This is a genomic window from Paenibacillus sp. ACRRY (assembly GCF_022346995.1).
In the GTDB taxonomy this organism is placed as follows: domain Bacteria; phylum Bacillota; class Bacilli; order Paenibacillales; family Paenibacillaceae; genus Paenibacillus.
In genome coordinates this window covers 732,484-751,809 of sequence record NZ_JAKRNM010000001.1, presented here as the reverse complement: position 1 = coordinate 751,809, position 19,326 = coordinate 732,484, and the positions used below count along the sequence as shown (strand labels likewise).

Sequence of the window (19,326 nt, the reverse complement as noted above, 5' to 3'; positions counted from 1 at the left end):
TTCCTATGATTAGGAAACCTTGCCGCTTTCCCACAGCGACTTGATTGCCGGCATAATGGCATCATAAATTTCTTTGACACTTTTCTGGCCGGATAATGCCTGGTCAATCGACTTTTCGTATTCTGTGTTCATTTTTAAATAAGCAGGAACATAATACGCTGGCCATTGGACAATGGCACCCTCGGTCGTAGCATAGCTAAGGATGGTTTCCTTTGCGCTAGCGGGCAGATCAGCAGTCCATTGATCAATTAAAGCTGGATCTGTATACCAGTCCGCCTGATTCGGCAGCCATGCTCCGCTTTTCAGCAGATCTAGGCTATTTTCTGGGTTAACCATATAAGCGTAGAATTTTTTGGCTTCCTCGATATGTTTGGAAGTGTTGTACACTACGAGTGGAGCTCCAGCATTCATGGTCACTGCTTTCTCCATTTTCGGGAGCACACCTACGCCAATATCCTCATTGCCTTTGATATTAGCTAAATCCCAGGATCCGCTCACAGCCATAGCGTAACCCCCACTTAACGCATCCACAGCAGAGCCTATTCCAGTACTCCAAGTGTAGCTAAAGGCAGAAGCAACTTTGTCTTTGTTCACAAGATCAGCCAGTTTTTGAATACCTTCTGTCGTTTGTGGCAAATCCCATTGAAACTCTTTTCCATCCGGGGATACAATGCCTCCTCCATTAGCGTTCGCTGCCCAGAAATGATGAAATTCACGTCCTGCTGTAAAACCTAGACCATAGTTCTCCGTCAGTGCAGCGTCAAATCCAGCATCGGCGGCTGTCTTACCACTCGAATCCTTGGTTAGCTTCTTAGCATTGGCAACAAAGGTATCCCAATCCCAGGCTTCTTCAACCTTGGTAGGTGGATATGAAACGCCTGCCTCATCAAATTTCGATTTGCTATAGAACAACAGTTCCATTTGGTTGGACAAGCCTACACCAATCACTTTCTGTTCAGGTGTTTGGATAGTGATTGCAGGAAGTTTCTCCGGAATGCTTCCATCCGCAAGCAGGTCGGAAATGTCCTCTAAGATGCCCATCTCATTATACTTTTGAATGTCAGCTTCCCCCATGTAACTGATGTCTGGCAGTTCTCCGGATTGTAGCCTCGTCTGGATGAAGGTGTCGAATGTGCCGTCTGCCGGCAACACCTGTGCATTAATTTTCACCCCGGTGTCCGCCGTATATTTTTCTGCAGCGGATTCCACCAGTTGCTTCTGTACGTCATCTCCCCAATACAACAACTCAAGGGTGATGCCCCCAGCGGACGTATCCCCGTCGCCCGCTGCTGCATTTTTGGCATTGCCGGAAGTGTCCGAATTGCCGGAACAACCTGCTAGCGTGGAGAAAGCCAAGGTTAATGCGAGAGACAGAATCAACTTGCGCTTACCGAACCTCATGTTTGTTTCCTCCCTTTTTCAATGCTATTTATTTCAAGTCAACGAATTTAATCGTTTAACTTAAAAACTTGGTCTTTTTTCATATCCGGATAATTATACGATTGCTGTTTTTTGGCCAAAGCCTATATATTTTCTGTTTTAGAACGAATGGTACTGCCAAGTTTGTAGACGGGTCATAGACAAGCGGAAAACTTTCCATGTTCCAGGCGAATGCTCTTTTGCAAAGTTCCTTGTGGAGCTCTGAACTCTAAGTCTTCTTCACGGAATACGTACCTAGACGGATACGCCGCATAACTTTTCACGGTCCAACCATCATGCTCTTCTGTGACGAATCCGTTGACACATTTTAAAGTGCCTTCTGCATCCCGATAGAGGTACGTCGTCGTTCCAAACCCCAGCAAATAAGCTACTAATTCTTCACCCATATCCCAGTCATCCCCCGATACATCGGAGAACAAGGCGGCAAACAGTGGATCGTCTGCTCCCACGAATACCGATTGTCCAAAACGATTACGCGATAACGCCGGCATGTTCAAGTTGGGTGCAGATACACTATACGTCGATGCGGCTTCACCTTGCTCCAGCCTTCGCGGGGTAGATCTTACATTCCAGTCATAACAATGAAAGATTGCCATGGTAGAGCGATAAGCTGCTTCCAGATATTCCGGATCACCGAGATGTTCATATGCAACAAGTGCCGATGATGCTGCTAATCCGCCCCATAAGGAATGAATCATTGGGGACAGTGCTTCCCACCATCGATCCGGATTCTGCAGCCTATAGTCGTTGCTGAATCCGATATTCGCCAAAATAAGCTGACCATATTGTGAAGCCTCGTCAACATGCCCAAGAAAACATAAGGCTGTGCACGTTGGACCAAATCCTGCATTATCATAAAAGTGTTCTGTAACGGCTCCGCCGTAGTGCCGAACACCAATTTCCATTTCCCGCCCAAAGCGATCCCATAGCTGTCGTAGTCGGTTGTGTAATTCAGCATATTCTTTGTCTTTCAACGCTTGTAGTAGTTCACGTATGTACAGAATAAACACACCATTTAGACGCGATTCATCCTTTTCTCGCTGACCTGAATGACAATCTGGATCAAGTCGCAAACACATCACTTCGGCGGCCCATTTCAAATACTCGGAAGGAGAATGTAGATGAAGCAGCTCTTCATCCATTTGTGATAATAGATAAAAAACGTGCGCAATATAATCGAAATCGTAGATACGATAAAAGTTACCATACAAAGGTCGCGGCCTGGACAAATCACCATCTATGAACCAATGCACCTTCATATCTAGCACCGCAGCTGCTTCCGCCTTCGTAATCTGCTCGGGAACAGGTGAAGACATCCGATTTTTCAGCAATAGAAATGCCAATTTTCCCAGTGACTCACCTTGGTTAGATAACGGACGGAACGCATGAGGCCTCTCCGCTGCCTCCCTGCCTTCATAGCTATTTACTGCCAGCCATTCTGCTCGCTTTTCAAGCAAGATATGCACGGGTTCAAGGACATTCCAAACCAGCATGTCACGACGTCCGTCCTTGAGTATCAACTCCAGTTTACGTTCTCCCGGTACGTCAGCGGGTAAGGTTACTATGAACTCCTGTTCAACGATGGGATTGCTAGTTTGATGAGAGTCAACGTCCCGTGAAATAGACTTCCCTGAAGGAATCAGTAGTGTTGTGATATCCTGCTTAACGATGTCATTCATGTTTCCAGGTGCACTGTATAGCATTAACGTCTTAATTTCATGTTCCCTAGGCAAACGGACTGAGGCTGTGAATTGTCCTCCTACAGGCACAACGGGTGTAAAGCTCCAGTGAGGATGTCCGAGAGACTTGCCTTGGTGGTAGAAGTCAGCCAGGTTCTGGAATGACAAAAATCCGTACTCCCAATTTTCAGATTGCCCAGGCTTTAACGATAGAGATTTGTAAGCGTCATCATAAATCCAATCGGTAGGTACCAATTCTTTCAATGAGGTCCCATCCTCCACCAAAGAGATCCTATGGTATAACAAGCCGTCCAAAGAAGGAGAAACCTGCTCTAGAAATCGGTTACAATACCGGCAAAGAGAACCCAAGGTTGATGTTGTTCCTCTAAGCGTGTAAATTCCCAGATGAGGACCTTCGTTACTTCGTCGTACAGCAGCAAATTTGGCAAAGTCCCCCCCGATGTGTGAAAATACGGCACAAGATTCTTGCATGTTACGGTACACATCTTGCGTTCGAAACATAATGTAGGCGAGAGAAAACCAGACATGCAATCCCTGAATTTTAACCCTCTCATCCGATTCATTGGTTAGTTCGATACCCCAGCGGAGTTGATCGCCTTCGAGTAAATATGAAAATGAGATCTTGACCTGTAGATCTTTGAACTCAACGGTAACATGTTGTGTGCTATGTTTCGTAATAGCTGGCTCCAACATCGAGCTTTGAACAAACCTATCATTCAACTGCAAACTCCATTCTCCAAAGAGCTTATCCTCACCATCTTGAAACCCAACCTCTCGTAAATAATGAGGATCCACTACCCAATTCATCTCATGCGGATCATCTTTCATCACCAATGACTGAACAGTACCACGTTCACCAAACTCGATTCTATATTTCTCATTACTAAGAATGGTCATCCAGATCACCCTTTCATCGATCAAAATTAAGTTAAACGTTTAAATTGTTTTGAAAAGAGAAACTTAAATTCCTCTATGGTATTGCGAAGCCTACCTGCGTTTGTTTTATGTATGGAAACTGGATGCTTCTATTAGCTTTTAAGCATCCAGTTTCCGAACAGAATCGCGCTCGATCAAGCAGCATTCCGGCATGGTTAGGTTTTGAACATCTTCTCCATTAATCAGGCGGTAAAGGGTTTCAATCGCTAAATATCCCATCTCATGAAGCGGTAATCCCATTGTTGTCAGACGTGGACTTAGGTAATCGCTAAATTCCCTATCGTCAAAACCAATTACAGAAATATCATCAGGAACGCTAAGTCCCTTTTCCTTCACGGCCTGAAGAATCCCAACGCCCATAACATCGTTCATGGACAGGATCGCAGTCGGCGGATTGTCCATATCGAGTAACTCGTTAGCGTACCTGTAGCCAGAATCTCTTTCCCAATCCCCCATCTTTATCATGGAAGGGTCAAACGGCAATTCAAAATCGGTAACTGCTTTGTAATAACCGTTTAATCGGCGCCTTGAAGGGATTGAATCCATTAAGCCGCTAATTATGGCGATGCGACTGTGTCCCATTCGTACCAAGTACGACATCGCTTCATAAGATGCCTGTTCATCATTATACTGAATTGAAATATCTTCTTGGGTATAACCGTAGGTGTAGATAATCGGTTTACCTTCAACATTGATCAGTCCTGTCAAGTCGCGAGTGTGTACTCCAATGTAGATGATACCATCTACCTGTTTACCAAGCAGTTCAGATACAGCACTGGATGCATACTTGCGGTAAGCCTCGACGTCTTGAAAATTACGGCCGATTCGTTTGTCGAGCCTAAGGTTAACCAGCAGAATATGAAGGTCGTGACGGTCTCCGAAGTCGTTAATACCATCGATAATATCCGGAGCGTTAAATACAGTCACATCCTCCGTAATAACACCAATGGTGTTGGTACGGTTTCGTTTGAGGCTTTTAGCAATCTCGTTTGGTTTGTAATTCAATGCTCCGATGGCCTCCTGGACCCTTCTGCGCGTTTCGGGACGGACATTGCGTGTGCCGTTAAGTACATAGGAGACAGTAGCGATAGAAACATTAGCCCTAAGTGCGATGTCCTTTATGCTGGTTTTTCTCATAGGTCACTCCTGTCTAAGCATACGAACCATCGTTCATTAGCTGTTTAAACGTTTAGATAAAATTTGATAGTTGAATCTTACCTTACATTCACTGATTTAGCAATCGTTATTTTGGATTTTACTTCCACATTTTTTTACGCTCTAGCTTTGATTATACCATGACTAATAATCTCTTTTATTAGACTAATATTAGCGTTACAGCCCCATACCTACTGAGCATAACAGTTTATTAAACACAAAGCCGCATTGAGATAAGTAGAACTCAAAGAGGAAAGTGATTGCTCGTGGCTATCCTCAGAGTGGTCTCTTCATCCTTTGCCTGTTAGTCGCTCATAAGAGTCCCACTACTCACACTAAGATAATTATCTAATCGAAAATGGAATATGTTTTATCCTCTCGGCCATATCAAAATGGACGCTAAGTTTGTTTTTTTATTTGAGAAGCTTTCTCTTCCAATTCACGTTAATGCAATGAAGCTGCCGATCCGCCGACAGCTCCATCCTAGTCGTTAATTTGAATCATTGCTCTTGCTTATTTTGTGCCTGGCTACTTTTCATAAACCCCAGATAAGTTAAAAAATCTAAGTTTTTCTGGATTTCGGATAAGATAAATGTGGTGAATTGAGTATCCTTCGCCATGAATTAGCGCTACCGTATCAACTTGCTCATTCAAACGGATAACGAGTCCGATTTGACCGTTGATCTCGCTCATCTCTAACTGAATACCGCCCTCATGTTGGGATGATTTATGGAATGTACCAAAAAGGAATTTGGCAACGGCATCGCGGTATGTGATTGGTCGAATAGCGGCCAGGACCTTTCCTCCCCCATCGGAGATAAGCACAACATCGTCGGCTAGCATACAAATAACCTGCTCTGTGTTGTTTTGCTCTAGCGCGGAAACGAACTTGCGAACCCACGCCTCTCTATCCGTCTCGGTTACATTCCGCTGTTCCCCACTGATACCCATCTTTTCCTTTGCCCGACTGAAAATCTTCCTGCAGTTCACTTCGCTTTTACCAATGATCTTGGCAATACCGACATACTCGATACCAAGTGCCTCGCGTAATACGAACACTGCCCTTTCTACTGGAGAAAGCTTCTCTAGCAGTACCAAGACTGCATAGGATAGCAGCTCATCACGGACTAGGAAATTGAGCGGATCGTCTTCTGAAGTCGGAACGGGTTCGGGGAGCCACTCTCCGACGTAGCGTTCCCTCCGCCGACGAGCTGATTTATAGAGGTCACGGCAGCGATTGACGACCATTTTACACAAATACGCCTTTGGTTCTTCGGTCAAACCAGCCGGGTTACCATTGCAAACTTTCATAAAAACGTCCTGTACAGCGTCTTCCGCATCGGACCATGTTCCTGTCATCTGGTAAGCCAGTGTGAGCAACAACTTTTTATATTGTCTGTATAGCTCCTCCAACGTCACCACCTCTTCTCCGTCCCCATTCTTATTCAATTCGTTAACATACTAGCTGTATCCCAAGTATACATTTTTATTTTCCAGCTTAATTTACCTGTGACGACGAAATCGAGACCCCATTTGTTCACCCAGGTTAACCCTTTGTCAGGACCTAGCCCGATGCTGAAGGATTTCATATAGCTTTCATGAACTGGCGCTTGGCGTCCTTCAAGATCTGCTAGCATAATTCTGGCAAGCCGAGCCGCTTGAGGAATCGCTTCCTTGCACGTCTTGCCATCGACATGCCCGTTAATGGGGTCCACGATTCTGGCACAGTCACCGATACTATATACACCCGTCATATCAGCTACCCTGTAACTGACATCAACGTGCACATACCCTTGGGTGGTAACAGGCAATCCCATGGCAGATAACATCGGATTAGGCAGCAGCCCAAGCGTCCAGATGCACAAGCCTATAGGCTGCTTTTCGCCATTTGAAAACCATACAACGCCGTCTTTTTCCTTAATGACACGTTTATCATGCATGGTATTAATTCCGATGTCTTGAAGTAATTGATCCAGTTTCATTCCTACTTTAGCAGGACCGTCTAGAAATAGACGTTGATGTGCATTGTACAGAGTAATTTTTACGGCTTGGGGGTCAAGTCCCAGTTGTTTTGCATCCTTGCGAGCGTAATATGCAAACTCAGCAGCAGTCTCTATACCACTAATACCAGCTCCTGCAATCGCGACATGCATTAATCGCTCACGTTCTCTTGGTTTATTTTCAGAAGCGGCTTGCTTTAGATTAGTAAGCCACAAACTTCGAATCTCTTGCGCATTTTCTAATGAGGTGAGTGCAGTGCCACCCTGTTCAGGTTCCGGACACCGGATTACACTGCCCGCGGTCACCACGAGCAAATCGTAGTTCAACTCGTTCTCGGCACCTAAAGAATCCACATACAGCAGCTTCTTCTCTTCCGCTATGATGTTTGAGACGGTTGCCTCAACCATTTCAACTCCGTTTGGAAACAACGTAGTCAATGGGATTCGTATGTCTTCATTCGTAACGGCAGGTCTAAACATGAGTACTTTCCGCAAATGGAAAGAGTTTTTGTCAATTAAGACAAGTCGCAGCGGATACATACTTACTTGACCCTTGAACAATTTTCTGATTTCCTTAACGGCATGAATTCCCGCATACCCGGCACCAATGACGACGCAAGTCAATGTTCTCATAGCATCTACTCCTTCTATAGTTTGCATATAGAACGAGATAGCGGCTTCTAATGTGACATGGGACCATAGAAAGTTACAACTTCTAGAGAACTACGAGCTGAAGTGGCGGTAACCGTTCTATCTCCCCCTATTTTCATGATTTCGTTTATCCTATAAAAATTATGACATTCTCATCGAGAAATGCTTCATGCATTTTCTCTTGAAGAATGCTAATTCGATTGATTAGATGTTCAGAATCATTTTCGTTTAAATGCCGTCCAGTCTCAGCCCAGTCCTTTAATAAATGAAGTTCATTCAATAACTTCGGAAGATGCTTTTTATCTAAATCAACGCCAGGATCAGGAAAGAGAGAAATCAATTCTAATTCCAAAGCTTTAATTCCAGGCTCCCAGCATCTTTTGAAGAATGCTTCCGTCGATACTGGGACATAAAAACTCTCTTTACCCTTTGGCTCCATGATCATTGCAGCAATTGTCAGACCAATCACCCACGTCCATTATATTTTGATCTTATGTATATAACAAAGTCCTTTTCCATGCAGTTTCTTAGAAGAAATATTTTTTCATCCGCATTCACCTTGATAATGCTGACCACGTCAGCTTCTTCATGAGGTTTTCCAGCTTGTTTAGGCAACTGGCTTGGCTCTACCGCTCAAAAGCCACTCTTAAATTATGGATGTCCTTAAACGTAGTCAGGATTTGATGAGGTATCGTCAACACGACTGAAAGGTAAAGAGACACTGATGTTCTTCATCAGTGTCTTTCAGCCACATATTTATTCACCTTCATCATGTATCACCGTAGAACGCAGAATGATTTAGTTCAACCGTAACCGCTGTAACTTACTTTATTCCCTTATAACAATTCAATCAGAAAGTTGCAATCCTAAAGCAACTTAATTAACTCTTCTAACTCATCAACCAATACTTTGGCAAGTTCAAAATTAGTATCTTTTAAAGCCAATTCTATTTTCATTTCAATTGATTTTTTCTGTTGTTCAGTTTCTAAATAATCTTTATTAAAATGACTAGCATAAATCATCTGTCTAAATTCTTGCATACTCATTTTGCTAATCGTTTTATCGTCAATGATTAAAACATAATCCATACCATTTACAACAGAATAAAAATCATGAGAAATCATGAGAATCGCACCTTTATAGTCCTCGATGGCTTTCTCCAGTGCAATTTGTGAGTAAGTGTCTAGATGGCTTGTCGGTTCATCAAGAAGCAACACGCCCGCTTGACTGGCAGAAACTTTAGCCAGTTGGAGCATGTTTTTTTCTCCACCAGATAATGATTCAATCTTTTGATCAAGGATTTCTCCTTCAAAGCCATAACTTGTAAGATGCGATCTAATCTCATCATACGTATTAAACCCGGCATCTATGAAATCATGTAGTATGGTATTCGAATCTTTTAGCATTTCACCTTGAAGCTGAGATAAATAAGCCACATTAACATCATCATTTATTTCAATGGAATCCTGATTGTTTTTATAGATTTCACGGAGCAAAGTCGTTTTCCCGGTACCATTTGGACCGATCAGGGCTACTTTATCTGTCGAATTGATCTCGAAGTTCACATTTTCCAAAAGCAACTCGTCAAAGGAAACGCTATAATTATTGACTTTAACCACAACGGTGTCTTCAATTTCCTTATCGATATCAAAACGGATATTCGGCTGCTTAATATCGACAAATGGCTCTTTTATTCGACGTGCTTCCAATCTCTCTTGAAACTTGACTCTGGCTTTTAACGCTCTGCCTCTGGAGGCTTCCGAATTATATGTGGCGATCTCTCTGAGATTGTCGATGATGTGATCGTATCTCTCAATCTCTTCAGCTTCAGCAACTGCGATTTCTTGCAGCTCGATCTTAGTCTGAAGCAGCGAGAAGTTGTACTCGATATATCGCCCGTCAAACTCTTGGATTTCCGTATTTTCAAGGTGGATAATTTTGTTGAAACAATGATTCAATAGATATCGGTTGTGCGTAACAACCAGCAGCATTCCCTTGTAGGAATTAATCAATTTTTTAAGCGAATTCAGGTTTTCAAAGTCCAAAAATACATCGGGTTCATCCATAATCATTAAGTCTGGGCGATTAAGCATTTCCTTCATCACTTGGATCAGTTTGAATTCCCCACCACTTACGTCGGATATACTAAGATCTTTGAGCTTCATGAGGTTCGCCAGGTTTAGCTGCTTATTAATGGTGTTTTCGAAATTATCCCCATCCATCGATTCGAATGCATCCAAAGCCGATTGAACCTTCTCCAGCAGAGAATCCATATCAGACGTGGTGGCCATCTCCGCATACAGGGCTGTGATCTCATCTTGTAGCTTGATGAATTCTTCTCCGATATATTCGAATACGGTTATTTCTTTCGTTTTGTCGACTTGCGAGAACTGACTGACATATCCAATTCTGCAATCCGGATCTATCTCTAACTTACCCTCGAACAAATATCTTTCCGGATCGATCAGTATATCGACCAGTGTACTTTTCCCACTGCCACTTGTTCCTATAAAAGCGCAATGTTGTGCCTCTTCTAACGTAAATGAAATGTTGTTATATAGTTCTTTTTGCGGAAATGAGAAGGATAAGTTTTCAACTTTTATCATAGTGTTACCTTTCTTTCTAACCAAAATGGTGACTAATATTTATTATATTATTGAACACAGGCTTTCAGAGTAACACTGTTTACCAACTAGTTCAATCCATTTAACGATGTTCAGGGGTCTTTTGTTGCTCTTGGAGCAACCACCTAGACTTTTTCTGCTTATCTCCAGAACATCACAGCCAAGAGATTGGCCTTTCAGCTTGGAAAGCCACTGAAGCATAGTATCGAAAACGTCCTATGGGAAACTGGCACAGCCTATTATGAAAAGTAAGAAATCCACTTCAATGTGAATAAATTTGGATTCCAATGTAAGTATAGACTCTGGTTTTATTTTACATATAAGCCTATAGGATACAGCAAAAAGACTCCGCTCACTAAGAGGAAGTCTACAAAAATTTAAGCCCAAATGACAGCTGCCTATTTTAATTTTTATTGTTTTTCCCAGTCTTCTTACTAAAATGTAATTACAATTTTACCTACAGCATGGTGAGTTTCACTCAAAGCATGCGCATCATAAATCCCCTGTCTACTGAACGGGAATGTTGCCCCCACAATCGACTTAATCTTTTTCTCTTCCATCAAATCTGCAATTTTCTGTAATTGATGACCATCTGGCTGTAGCCAAATCCCCTTTGCTGATACATTGTGAGACTTAGCTGTATCATGATTGGGTTCACCAACAATGGTAATCAGTCTTCCGGTATTAGGCTTAAGCACCTTATAGCTATTCTCAGCTACTTCTCCACCCATCGTGTCAAATACTAAATCTATATCTTTTAGAATCTCTTCGAATTTTTCTTTTTTGTAATCAATGACTTGATCAGCACCTAATGAATGGAGTAGTTCATGGTTTTTTTCACTTGCTGTTGTAACCACATGAGCGCCAGCATACTTAGCTAATTGAATGGCGTACATACCTACACCACCAGCACCAGCATGAATAAGTACAGTTTCACCTTCTTTTAGATGCCCATGAGTAAACAATGCCTGCCACGCCGTTAAACCAGCTAAAGGTACAGCCGCAGCCTCCTCATATGAGATGGAATCAGGCAGTTTTGCCAGTAGATGCTCATCAACTGCTGTATATTCAGCATATGTACCGAAACGAGTTGTTTCAGGACGACTGAATACTCGGTCCCCAACTTTCCACTTCGAAACGTTTGAACCAATTTCAGTTATGACTCCAGCAGCATCCCAGCCTAAGATAATAGGGAATTCCCAATCAAACATTTGTTTTAAGTAACCTTCTCTTAATTTCCAATCGATCGGATTAATCGATGTTGCCTCTAGTTTTACAACCACTTGATTAGCTTCTGCCCTTGGTTTATTCACTTCCTGCTCAACTAACTCTTCTTTACTCCCATATTGATTAATCACAACTGCTTTCAATGTTTATTTACACTCCTTTAAGCTAATAGTTTTTTACCTGGTATTCGCAATTATTTATAACTAGCCCCTGCGTGTTCATTATTTTTGTCCTTACTTATTTTTTAACAACTAGTATAAAATTATGCAAAGAACATTTGCTTCTTCCTCGCAAATCCAAGTAATTATGTGTAAATATAATAGTGATTATTCAAAGTAAGTACTTATTGTAAATGTGTCCCTGATGATTTCTTGATTTTATTAAGCGAACTAGTTTAATGAATTTATATATTGCACGCAACTGTAATAATAAATGACAACCGAATAAACCACGTCATCTGCGTTGCTGTTTTACAAATATCACCAGCAAGATGAACAAGGTTAGAATAAGTACAAGAACTAAATCGATTGTGAATTGATTATTTAGTTCATTGTTAGCAGAATGTATTTCTAGATGATTATCTTGAGTGCTAGTTTTCAAAGGTACATACCCCGTTCCCAAATCTTTAAGTTCTTCTTGTGCGGATTCGAGATTTTTAGTTCCCTCACAAAGACCAGTTTCAAGTCGATCTAGTTTTCCATAAGCAAAAACGATAAATTCTTCATTCACTTCAAACCCTTCATATCCACAACTTTCAGAACTCAATGCGGTGTAAACAGTTGTTCGAGAATTCAGTTCTCCCTTCCAAACCATCGTCACTTCGAATTGTGCTTTTACAAGATCTGCGGAAGACCAACTTGTTGTTTCAACTGCTTTTGTCAAACTCAATAATTTGCCCGTAAAAATGGCTGTTTTTCGATTTAATTGATCGTCTATACCTGGGGGTTCAGCGCAAGAGCATGCTTTGACAGTTAAAGGCGCGGCCATAAAACATGTGGCGAGCAGGAATATAAAAGGTAGCAAGGTCTTAGTCATTCTATTCCAAATTTGGATCACCCCCTCGGAAAATCGGAAATTTCCAACCTAACTGTTTAGACGTATTTTGTGTGAGTATGGTTGCTTTAACATGCCTACGAGACTAAACGAGAAAATACCTGCCCCTCTCCAGGGCAGGTATTAGAGGTGAATCGTATGAAAGGATTGCCAACATCGATCACTATACATTAATCCAGAAGGCTGTAGATCTGAATGCTCTCCACCTTGACATCCTTGATATGAAACGACATCACATCCACATAATTGGATGGCTCGTAACGGAAGTCATCCTCCTCATCAGGGGCTCCATCACCAAGCAGTTTTCCCTCAGGGTAGGCGTTTTTGAGTGTATCCAGGCTGTCTCCTGCTTTAATGTTTCGTACTGTTGCGTACTTAGGATCCGTAATTTCGATATGAAAGATGGAGTCTTGTTTCCCCTCCGGTATACTGATTGTTTTAATTTCCAGGCCAGGATACGTATAAACCTTTTCTGTAAAACCGATTAACGTATCCATGTTTGTTCCATCGTCGGCAGTGTACGTATGGGATTTCAGGTTATCCGGTTTACCCAGCATCTGTTCCATCTGATCTTCATTCGCTGTATCGGAAATCGCAATGGTGTGCTCATTATAGACAAAAGCAAGCTCCTTCAGCACCACATTTCCTTCCTTCTCCATCGAACCTTCCTTAATCGCTTCACTACTCTGTTCTTCGGAATTTTCTGACGTAGGTGTAGTAGAATTGGAAGCTTCTTCGCCTTTGGCCTGCTCGTTCTGCGCCGCTTCTGGTGACTGGGCACCATTGGACTGACAGCCCGCCAGTGCCATCGTTAGTATAATACTAAGCAGGATAACAGCTGTAGACTTGTTTTTTAATTTCATCATGATCCCTCCATAAATGTGTGATTTCTTCTTATGAAGTGATTATAAAAAAAGCATTTGTTAGTCTCATAACAGAATTGTATCAGTCTTGTAACGTTAACTATTTACGCACGGGGTAACACAACCGTAACGGCCGTTCCTTCCCCGATCTGACTTTCCATATCGATATATCCATTAAATCGCTCTACGATCTCTTTGCAAATCGAGAGTCCAAGACCTGAACCGTTCGCTGTGCTTGCATTTTTCGCCCGGTAAAAGCGTTCCTGCACTCTCTCCAGCTCATCGCCCGCGATGCCGATACCTTGATCACGTATCCGTATAACTACCTCGCTTGGCGTATGTGTAAGCTTCAATTCGATTAGCGATGGACTGTCCGAATATTTGATGGCATTGTCTACAAGGTTGGCTATTGCATGGGACATCAGCATTGGATTTACGTTGGCGTGGACTCTCATCAGATGCTTATCCGGCGGTTCCGCTTCCGTCTCCCTGACTATAATCTCGATACCTTTATCTTTGGCCTTGGCACTCATATTCGTTGCGACTTGCTGAATCAGTTCGTTCATTTCCGTCTTCCGGGCTTCCAGTTCGTTAGAACCAGCCTTGTCGAATCGGGATAGCAGCAAGAGTTCATTAATCAAGCGCGTCAGCCGATCCGATTCCTGCAGCAGATGAGCATAGATTTTTTGCAGTTCCTTGTTCTCGCTCTCCCCTTCAACCAGGTATTGAGAGAAACCGCGAATTGCTGCCAAGGGTGTTTTTAACTCGTGAGATACGTTAGAGACAAATTGTTTCTGGTACTCAATGTAATCATGAAGCTGCCGCCCCATGGAATCCAGCCCTTCTGCCAGCATGCCCAGCTCATCCTTCCGGTTAAGATGAACTCTCCGAAACTCTTGTTTAGAGAAACTTTGCACTGCTCCAAGCAGAAGCTTAATTGGCTTGGTTGTGTTGCGGGCAATCCACAGACTGGATAATGTAATGAGTACAATAAATCCGCCTGCACCCGCTAACAGCACGTAACGAATTTGATCCATGATTGCATAAAAGTATGAAATGTCCTCCACGAACTCATACACATAAGCATTTTCGTAAAATTGATTCTGAATGGGCGTGGCAAAATAAAGCAGATGGTTTTCCGTTACGGTGTAGGCATAGCTGCCACTCAGGGCTTTCTCAATATTCTTCTCGAAAATAAGAGGCTTGCCATCATTAATGATGATGCCATCCACAGCCAAGCCTAGTAGCTGCTTGGAGCTGTCATAGATACGCACTTCCTTGCCTGAAGCTTTCAGCTTCTCCAGCGCAAGTCTGACGATTTCTTTTGTCTGCGGCTCTCCTGTCGATGATCTATGCTGTGCCAACACCTCACGGAAGGACAACTCGGACAGATCCGCCTTCTCCATCATCTGTTTTTCAATGGTAATGAAGCTGTAGTAATCGATGGCTTTATTCACCGCGAAAATGATGATGCCAAAGGACAGCACGGAAAAGAATAAATAATTCAGCAGTAACCGGGTTGCATACTTCAGCCCTCGCCACCTCCAAGTTGATAGCCAAATCCATAGATCGTCCTGACATACTTCGGTTCGTCCGCGTTATCCTCAAGCTTCTTCCGTAATCGCATGATGGTCATATCCACACTTCGACTGTCTCCCATAAAGTCATATCCCCATCCGATCTGCAGCAGCTCATCCCGGGTAAAGATTTTGTCTGGCCTTCTGAGTAACGTTTCCAGAATTTTAAACTCTTTGGCCGTTAAAGAAACGGGTACACCGTTTTTCAGCACCCTTCGGCTTTCCAGGTCAAATGTCAGCTCTTCATGAATGATGCGTGTAGATTTCACTTCTGTTCCTTCACTTGAATCCTCCTTGCTCTCGTTTCTTCTCAGAATCACCTTGATTCGAGCGAGCAATTCACGATTGTCAAAGGGTTTGGTCATGTAATCTTCCGCCCCTAGCTCTAGTCCGAGCACCTTGTCGATTACCTCATTTTTGGCAGAGAGCATGATCACGGGAACGGCACGTTTCCCGGTGATTTCCTTGCACAGATCATATCCGGAGCAGTCAGGCAGCATCAAGTCAAGCACCACCAGGTCCGGCCCAAAAGCATCCAGAAGCTGCAGGGCTATCTTACCGTTTTCAGCCGTTTGAACGACGTAGTTTTCTCTTCTCAGTACGAGCTCAATTAAATCTCTAATCGCGACTTCATCGTCAATAACAAGTATTTTCTTCAATGTGCACCCCCTCTAGCCTTGTCCAGCTTGAATCAACATTTATTCTCATCTTAGCACAGTCACTTTAGATTCCTCCACCAACTGGAAGATGAGGTATATTCCACTGACCCCAACATAACTTGTAATAAACCCGAAGAAAGGAGTGTCAATCCATGGATCTGCTCTGGGTACTTATTGTTGGTGGACTTATTGGCTGGTTAAGCGGCAACTTGATTGGGCGAGACGTACCGGGCGGTGTTCTTGGGAACATTATTGCGGGTTTTATCGGTTCCTGGTTAGGAACAGAATTGTTGGGACCAAGAGGGCCAGTGATTGGCGGATTTCATATTATTCCAGCTATTGTTGGCTCGATTATTGCCCTGCTCATCTTCTTCGCTCTGGCACGCGGCGGAGCCTTCCGAAGACGTTAACAAAGAGAGGCGGAGTCCGTAACCGTCGTTCAATGGATATTTTTATAAAGATGCTGTAAAGGTATGAAGGTACAGGATAAATATAAAAGGACCGAATCATTCATCGATGGGAGATGAATACTTACGGTCCTTTTTTTTGGAGCCTAATTGTACTCGTTCATCTCTGAATAAGTTCACCAATCGGCAAATCTTGTCCATCGTTCTCGATGTATGTAAGGAGCGAGGCCTCTTTTTGTTGCAGTAAAAGAAATACCTTTTATTGAGAATGAAATTTTTCTGGATGATAACCATACGACCGAACATATTACCAAACAAATGAAACTCATTGAGAAGAGATTAGAGTTACAAGATACATGTGTGACCATCGGGCATGTTGGAAATGCAGGACTTAAGACTGCAAAGGTAATTAGAACAATGGTTCCTCAATGGTCTGGTAACATAGTGCCGATCAGTATTAGTGAAATGGTGAAGTTAAACGCGAAACCATCATCAAAACCTCAAGTTTCCTCCAAAAACAGATAACAAAACCCAAGCCGAAGCTTGGGCTTTTGCATTTTGATGTGAAGTCAAACTATATTACAACATCTAGGTTTGTTTATTCTGATATGCATGCATTACCGTTCTGAATTGATCTAACGCTTCTTGATATTTAAGCCTATCCTTATCATTGGAAGCGAGCTCTTTACGCATCATTAGATCATCCTGTAGTCGTTTCACTAACTCCGTAATTTGATCCTTCGGACTTGAATTGGCAGGTTTGGGGAAAGATTCTGTACCCGTCTGTACGGAGAGTTCTCCCTTACTATCGATCTGACCAATATACACTTGGTCCAATGTCAAATTAAGTTTGCGGAGCTCCTTTCGTACCCATTCTTCTTTCAGTTCTGCTGTTTTTAACACATCTGATAAGATATGACCGTCCATAATGATTGTTCTCGGTTCTTCTTCGGATGAGATATGGTAACCTAAACTATCTGCGGTGAGTGGTTGATACTCCTTTTTGAGCATGACGCTGATATCTCCGCTCTGTTCCATGACTGCAAACTCAACATCGGCAACGCGAAACACATCTTTCTTACGAAGCTGCTCCAGAAATTCATCGATCGTCAATCGCTCTTTCTCTAATGCTTTTTCATTTACAGTCCCATTTTCGATGAGAATCGTTGATCTCCCATCCACGATGTCCCGGATCCTTTTACTTTTCATCGTTAAATATTCCGCTCCCGTAGACACGACTACCCATACAAACAATGCGATGAAACCTAAGTACCAAGTGGTATCTGTGTCTAATGATATATACCCCACCAGGTTCCCTAAAGTAATCCCTGTTATATACTCAAACAAGGATAATTGAGAAATTTGACGCTTGCCTAAAATTTTTGTGATTATAAACAGAATTGTAACGGCAGATAACGTTCGAAATACAACCTCTAACCATTCTGGCACGTTGATGTTCCTTTCTTGCTAAACGTTGTGTAATATGTCTTTCTTTAAATGTTATAATTACCACTATTTCATACGGTATACAAGCAAGGCACCAGACTTCTATATCCAAGCTCTCCCTTCCCACAAGGTCACCATCCATTCACTAAGAAAAGAAAATTACCGATAACTACATATTGGCTTGCATTAATAAATCCTCAAGGGCCAATCTTCCAATAACCTCATATCCTCTGTTATTTCCCAGCGGTTTTACTACTACCGTCCCCATATATGGGATGTTACCTAGCCCAATACCGGATGGAAAAGAGTGAGCTATTATAACTCTATTTGAATGATTAGGTGGTACATGTTCAACATCATTGGTAAATTCCTGAAGTATTTTTTGTGAATCTTCAGCACCTATGTTCTTGCTAAGCTCATATATATTCAACCAAAATTCTTTAATAGTTACATTTTGTGTACCGAATGCCGCTTCGGCAGTTTGAACAGTTCTACATAGTGGACCTGATTCTACCGGAAGAGTAATGGGTATATTGAGTTTTCGAATGGCTTCACCATATTTATTTGCTTGATCTCTACCTCTGACACTTAAGTTCCTTTGGGTGGAACAATCCATCGGATTAAATCCAGGTTGATCCTCTCCTACATTCGCCTCCCCATGACGAACATAAAGAATATACCCTCCTTTACGGAGTTCATTTATAAGAGAACTTGCATCTTCAGAGGATGGGGAAGCATGCGCTGGTGAAACCAACATACATAGACAGATTAACGATATAAACAAACGATACATTTCTTATCCACCTTTTTCTTCATACCGTCTCCATTCCAAGTTCACGTTATACAAGGTATAAAGTGGATAAAAACACCTTTTTGAACTAAACACAGTGACTGGATCAAAAAATTTATAAATTGAACCTAAATGGGCTTTTGAACATATAGTGACCATTATTAATTACGGAGGGATTAACATGTATAACACATATCCTTATTACTATAGGTCCACTTTCGCACCTATTTGGTCCACCCCAACGGTAGAGGCCATTAACTTAATCAGGGAAGCAGTTCAAGGTGAAAAAAATGATGAGTTATTTTACGATGAGCTTATCATTCTCGCTCCAAATTCAACTCAAGCTACAATTATTACAGGAATACGAAATGATGAACGAGGACACAACATGATGTTTCGACAAATGTATAAAGATCTCACGGGCCAAGACGTATCAGGTGAGAGTGGCGAACAATATGTTCCAATAAACTCTTATATAAGTGGACTACAAAGGGCTTTCGAAGGTGAATTAGCAGCTGTTGGAAAGTACAGAAGGATTTGGTTTGGACTTCCGTATGGAATATACAAGGATACTCTCTGGGGAATTATACTTGACGAACAAAAACATGCTGATAAATACAACAATTTGATAACGTATAACTTGTCGAGATGAAACACATCAATAAATCACAAATACAAAGTAAAAAAATACATTTAATGAAAATATGTGAGAAGGTCAGCTTTGGTGTACTGAAGCTGCCCTTCATGTACTCCTGGTGAGATAAAAAACCTCCTGGAGGGGACCGTTATGTCATATAC

The 19,326-nt window shown here is 42.3% G+C and carries 17 protein-coding genes; 3 read left to right on the top strand and 14 right to left on the bottom strand.

Annotated elements, in window-relative coordinates:
- Positions 1–9: 9 nt before the first annotated feature.
- The 12 genes from MH144_RS03235 to MH144_RS03180 all read right to left on the bottom strand — a co-directional run bounded on the left by MH144_RS03235 (position 10) and on the right by MH144_RS03180 (position 15,885).
- The gene (locus MH144_RS03235; RefSeq protein WP_239297637.1) at positions 10–1,401 is read right to left on the bottom strand and encodes an extracellular solute-binding protein; all 1,392 of its coding nucleotides are present in this window, start codon (positions 1,399–1,401) and stop codon (positions 10–12) included.
- Positions 1,402–1,574: 173 nt separating this feature from the next.
- Positions 1,575–4,037, bottom strand: coding sequence for a hypothetical protein (locus MH144_RS03230; protein ID WP_239297636.1), 2,463 nt, complete (start codon positions 4,035–4,037; stop codon positions 1,575–1,577).
- Between the two features lie 138 nt (positions 4,038–4,175).
- Positions 4,176–5,213 carry a LacI family DNA-binding transcriptional regulator gene (locus tag MH144_RS03225; protein ID WP_239297635.1) on the bottom strand — a complete coding sequence of 346 codons (1,038 nt, stop codon included), beginning with the start codon at positions 5,211–5,213 and terminating at the stop codon, positions 4,176–4,178.
- A 546-nt stretch (positions 5,214–5,759) separates the two neighbouring features.
- Entirely contained in the window at positions 5,760–6,644 is an 885-nt protein-coding gene (gene sigJ, locus MH144_RS03220; RefSeq protein WP_239297634.1) for an RNA polymerase sigma factor SigJ, read from the bottom strand.
- A 32-nt stretch (positions 6,645–6,676) separates the two neighbouring features.
- The gene (locus MH144_RS03215; protein WP_239297633.1) at positions 6,677–7,864 is read right to left on the bottom strand and encodes an NAD(P)/FAD-dependent oxidoreductase; all 1,188 of its coding nucleotides are present in this window, start codon (positions 7,862–7,864) and stop codon (positions 6,677–6,679) included.
- Between the two features lie 145 nt (positions 7,865–8,009).
- The gene (locus MH144_RS03210) at positions 8,010–8,321 is read right to left on the bottom strand and encodes a hypothetical protein (protein ID WP_239297632.1); all 312 of its coding nucleotides are present in this window, start codon (positions 8,319–8,321) and stop codon (positions 8,010–8,012) included.
- Positions 8,322–8,748: 427 nt separating this feature from the next.
- Positions 8,749–10,488: an ABC-F family ATP-binding cassette domain-containing protein gene (locus MH144_RS03205; protein ID WP_239297631.1), complete on the bottom strand. Its 1,740-nt coding sequence runs from the start codon at positions 10,486–10,488 to the stop codon at positions 8,749–8,751.
- A 452-nt stretch (positions 10,489–10,940) separates the two neighbouring features.
- Complete coding sequence (locus MH144_RS03200; protein ID WP_239297630.1) at positions 10,941–11,876, bottom strand: NADP-dependent oxidoreductase; 936 nt, start codon at positions 11,874–11,876, stop codon at positions 10,941–10,943.
- 310 nt (positions 11,877–12,186) lie between these two features.
- Positions 12,187–12,768, bottom strand: a complete 582-nt coding sequence (locus MH144_RS03195; protein WP_239297629.1) for a hypothetical protein — start codon at positions 12,766–12,768, stop codon at positions 12,187–12,189.
- Between the two features lie 188 nt (positions 12,769–12,956).
- Positions 12,957–13,649, bottom strand: a complete 693-nt coding sequence (locus MH144_RS03190) for a hypothetical protein (protein ID WP_239297628.1) — start codon at positions 13,647–13,649, stop codon at positions 12,957–12,959.
- Positions 13,650–13,753: 104 nt separating this feature from the next.
- Complete coding sequence (locus MH144_RS03185; protein ID WP_239297627.1) at positions 13,754–15,106, bottom strand: sensor histidine kinase; 1,353 nt, start codon at positions 15,104–15,106, stop codon at positions 13,754–13,756.
- Between the two features lie 71 nt (positions 15,107–15,177).
- Positions 15,178–15,885, bottom strand: coding sequence for a response regulator transcription factor (locus MH144_RS03180; RefSeq protein ID WP_239297626.1), 708 nt, complete (start codon positions 15,883–15,885; stop codon positions 15,178–15,180).
- Between the two features lie 152 nt (positions 15,886–16,037).
- Here MH144_RS03180 and MH144_RS03175 point away from each other — a divergent pair, with 152 nt between their 5' ends.
- A complete protein-coding gene (locus tag MH144_RS03175) occupies positions 16,038–16,295 on the top strand; it encodes a GlsB/YeaQ/YmgE family stress response membrane protein (RefSeq protein WP_024630063.1) in 258 nt (85 codons plus the stop codon).
- Between the two features lie 249 nt (positions 16,296–16,544).
- Complete coding sequence (locus MH144_RS31070; protein WP_481857336.1) at positions 16,545–16,817, top strand: divergent polysaccharide deacetylase family protein; 273 nt, start codon at positions 16,545–16,547, stop codon at positions 16,815–16,817.
- A gap of 63 nt (positions 16,818–16,880) precedes the next feature.
- On the opposite strand, the gene MH144_RS03170 is transcribed toward MH144_RS31070, so the two are convergent.
- Together MH144_RS03170 and MH144_RS03165 are read right to left on the bottom strand one after the other, a co-directional pair.
- Positions 16,881–17,741 (bottom strand): DUF421 domain-containing protein, encoded by an 861-nt coding sequence (locus MH144_RS03170; RefSeq protein ID WP_239297625.1) that lies wholly within the window; start codon positions 17,739–17,741, stop codon positions 16,881–16,883.
- Between the two features lie 166 nt (positions 17,742–17,907).
- A complete protein-coding gene (locus tag MH144_RS03165) occupies positions 17,908–18,531 on the bottom strand; it encodes a histidine phosphatase family protein (protein WP_239297624.1) in 624 nt (207 codons plus the stop codon).
- A gap of 178 nt (positions 18,532–18,709) precedes the next feature.
- Here MH144_RS03165 and MH144_RS03160 point away from each other — a divergent pair, with 178 nt between their 5' ends.
- The gene (locus tag MH144_RS03160; RefSeq protein WP_239297623.1) at positions 18,710–19,180 is read left to right on the top strand and encodes a ferritin-like domain-containing protein; all 471 of its coding nucleotides are present in this window, start codon (positions 18,710–18,712) and stop codon (positions 19,178–19,180) included.
- Positions 19,181–19,326 lie beyond the last annotated feature (146 nt).

Coding starts and splice junctions, on each gene's coding strand:
- MH144_RS03235 (WP_239297637.1), bottom strand. CDS start 1,401: ATGAGGTTCGGTAAGCGCAAGTTGATTCTGTCTCTCGCATTAACCTTG.
- MH144_RS03230 (WP_239297636.1), bottom strand. CDS start 4,037: ATGACCATTCTTAGTAATGAGAAATATAGAATCGAGTTTGGTGAACGT.
- MH144_RS03225 (WP_239297635.1), bottom strand. CDS start 5,213: ATGAGAAAAACCAGCATAAAGGACATCGCACTTAGGGCTAATGTTTCT.
- MH144_RS03215 (WP_239297633.1), bottom strand. CDS start 7,864: ATGAGAACATTGACTTGCGTCGTCATTGGTGCCGGGTATGCGGGAATT.
- MH144_RS03210 (WP_239297632.1), bottom strand. CDS start 8,321: ATGGAGCCAAAGGGTAAAGAGAGTTTTTATGTCCCAGTATCGACGGAA.
- MH144_RS03205 (WP_239297631.1), bottom strand. CDS start 10,488: ATGATAAAAGTTGAAAACTTATCCTTCTCATTTCCGCAAAAAGAACTA.
- MH144_RS03195 (WP_239297629.1), bottom strand. CDS start 12,768: ATGACTAAGACCTTGCTACCTTTTATATTCCTGCTCGCCACATGTTTT.
- MH144_RS03190 (WP_239297628.1), bottom strand. CDS start 13,649: ATGAAATTAAAAAACAAGTCTACAGCTGTTATCCTGCTTAGTATTATA.
- MH144_RS03175 (WP_024630063.1), top strand. CDS start 16,038: ATGGATCTGCTCTGGGTACTTATTGTTGGTGGACTTATTGGCTGGTTA.
- MH144_RS03165 (WP_239297624.1), bottom strand. CDS start 18,531: ATGTATCGTTTGTTTATATCGTTAATCTGTCTATGTATGTTGGTTTCA.
- MH144_RS03160 (WP_239297623.1), top strand. CDS start 18,710: ATGTATAACACATATCCTTATTACTATAGGTCCACTTTCGCACCTATT.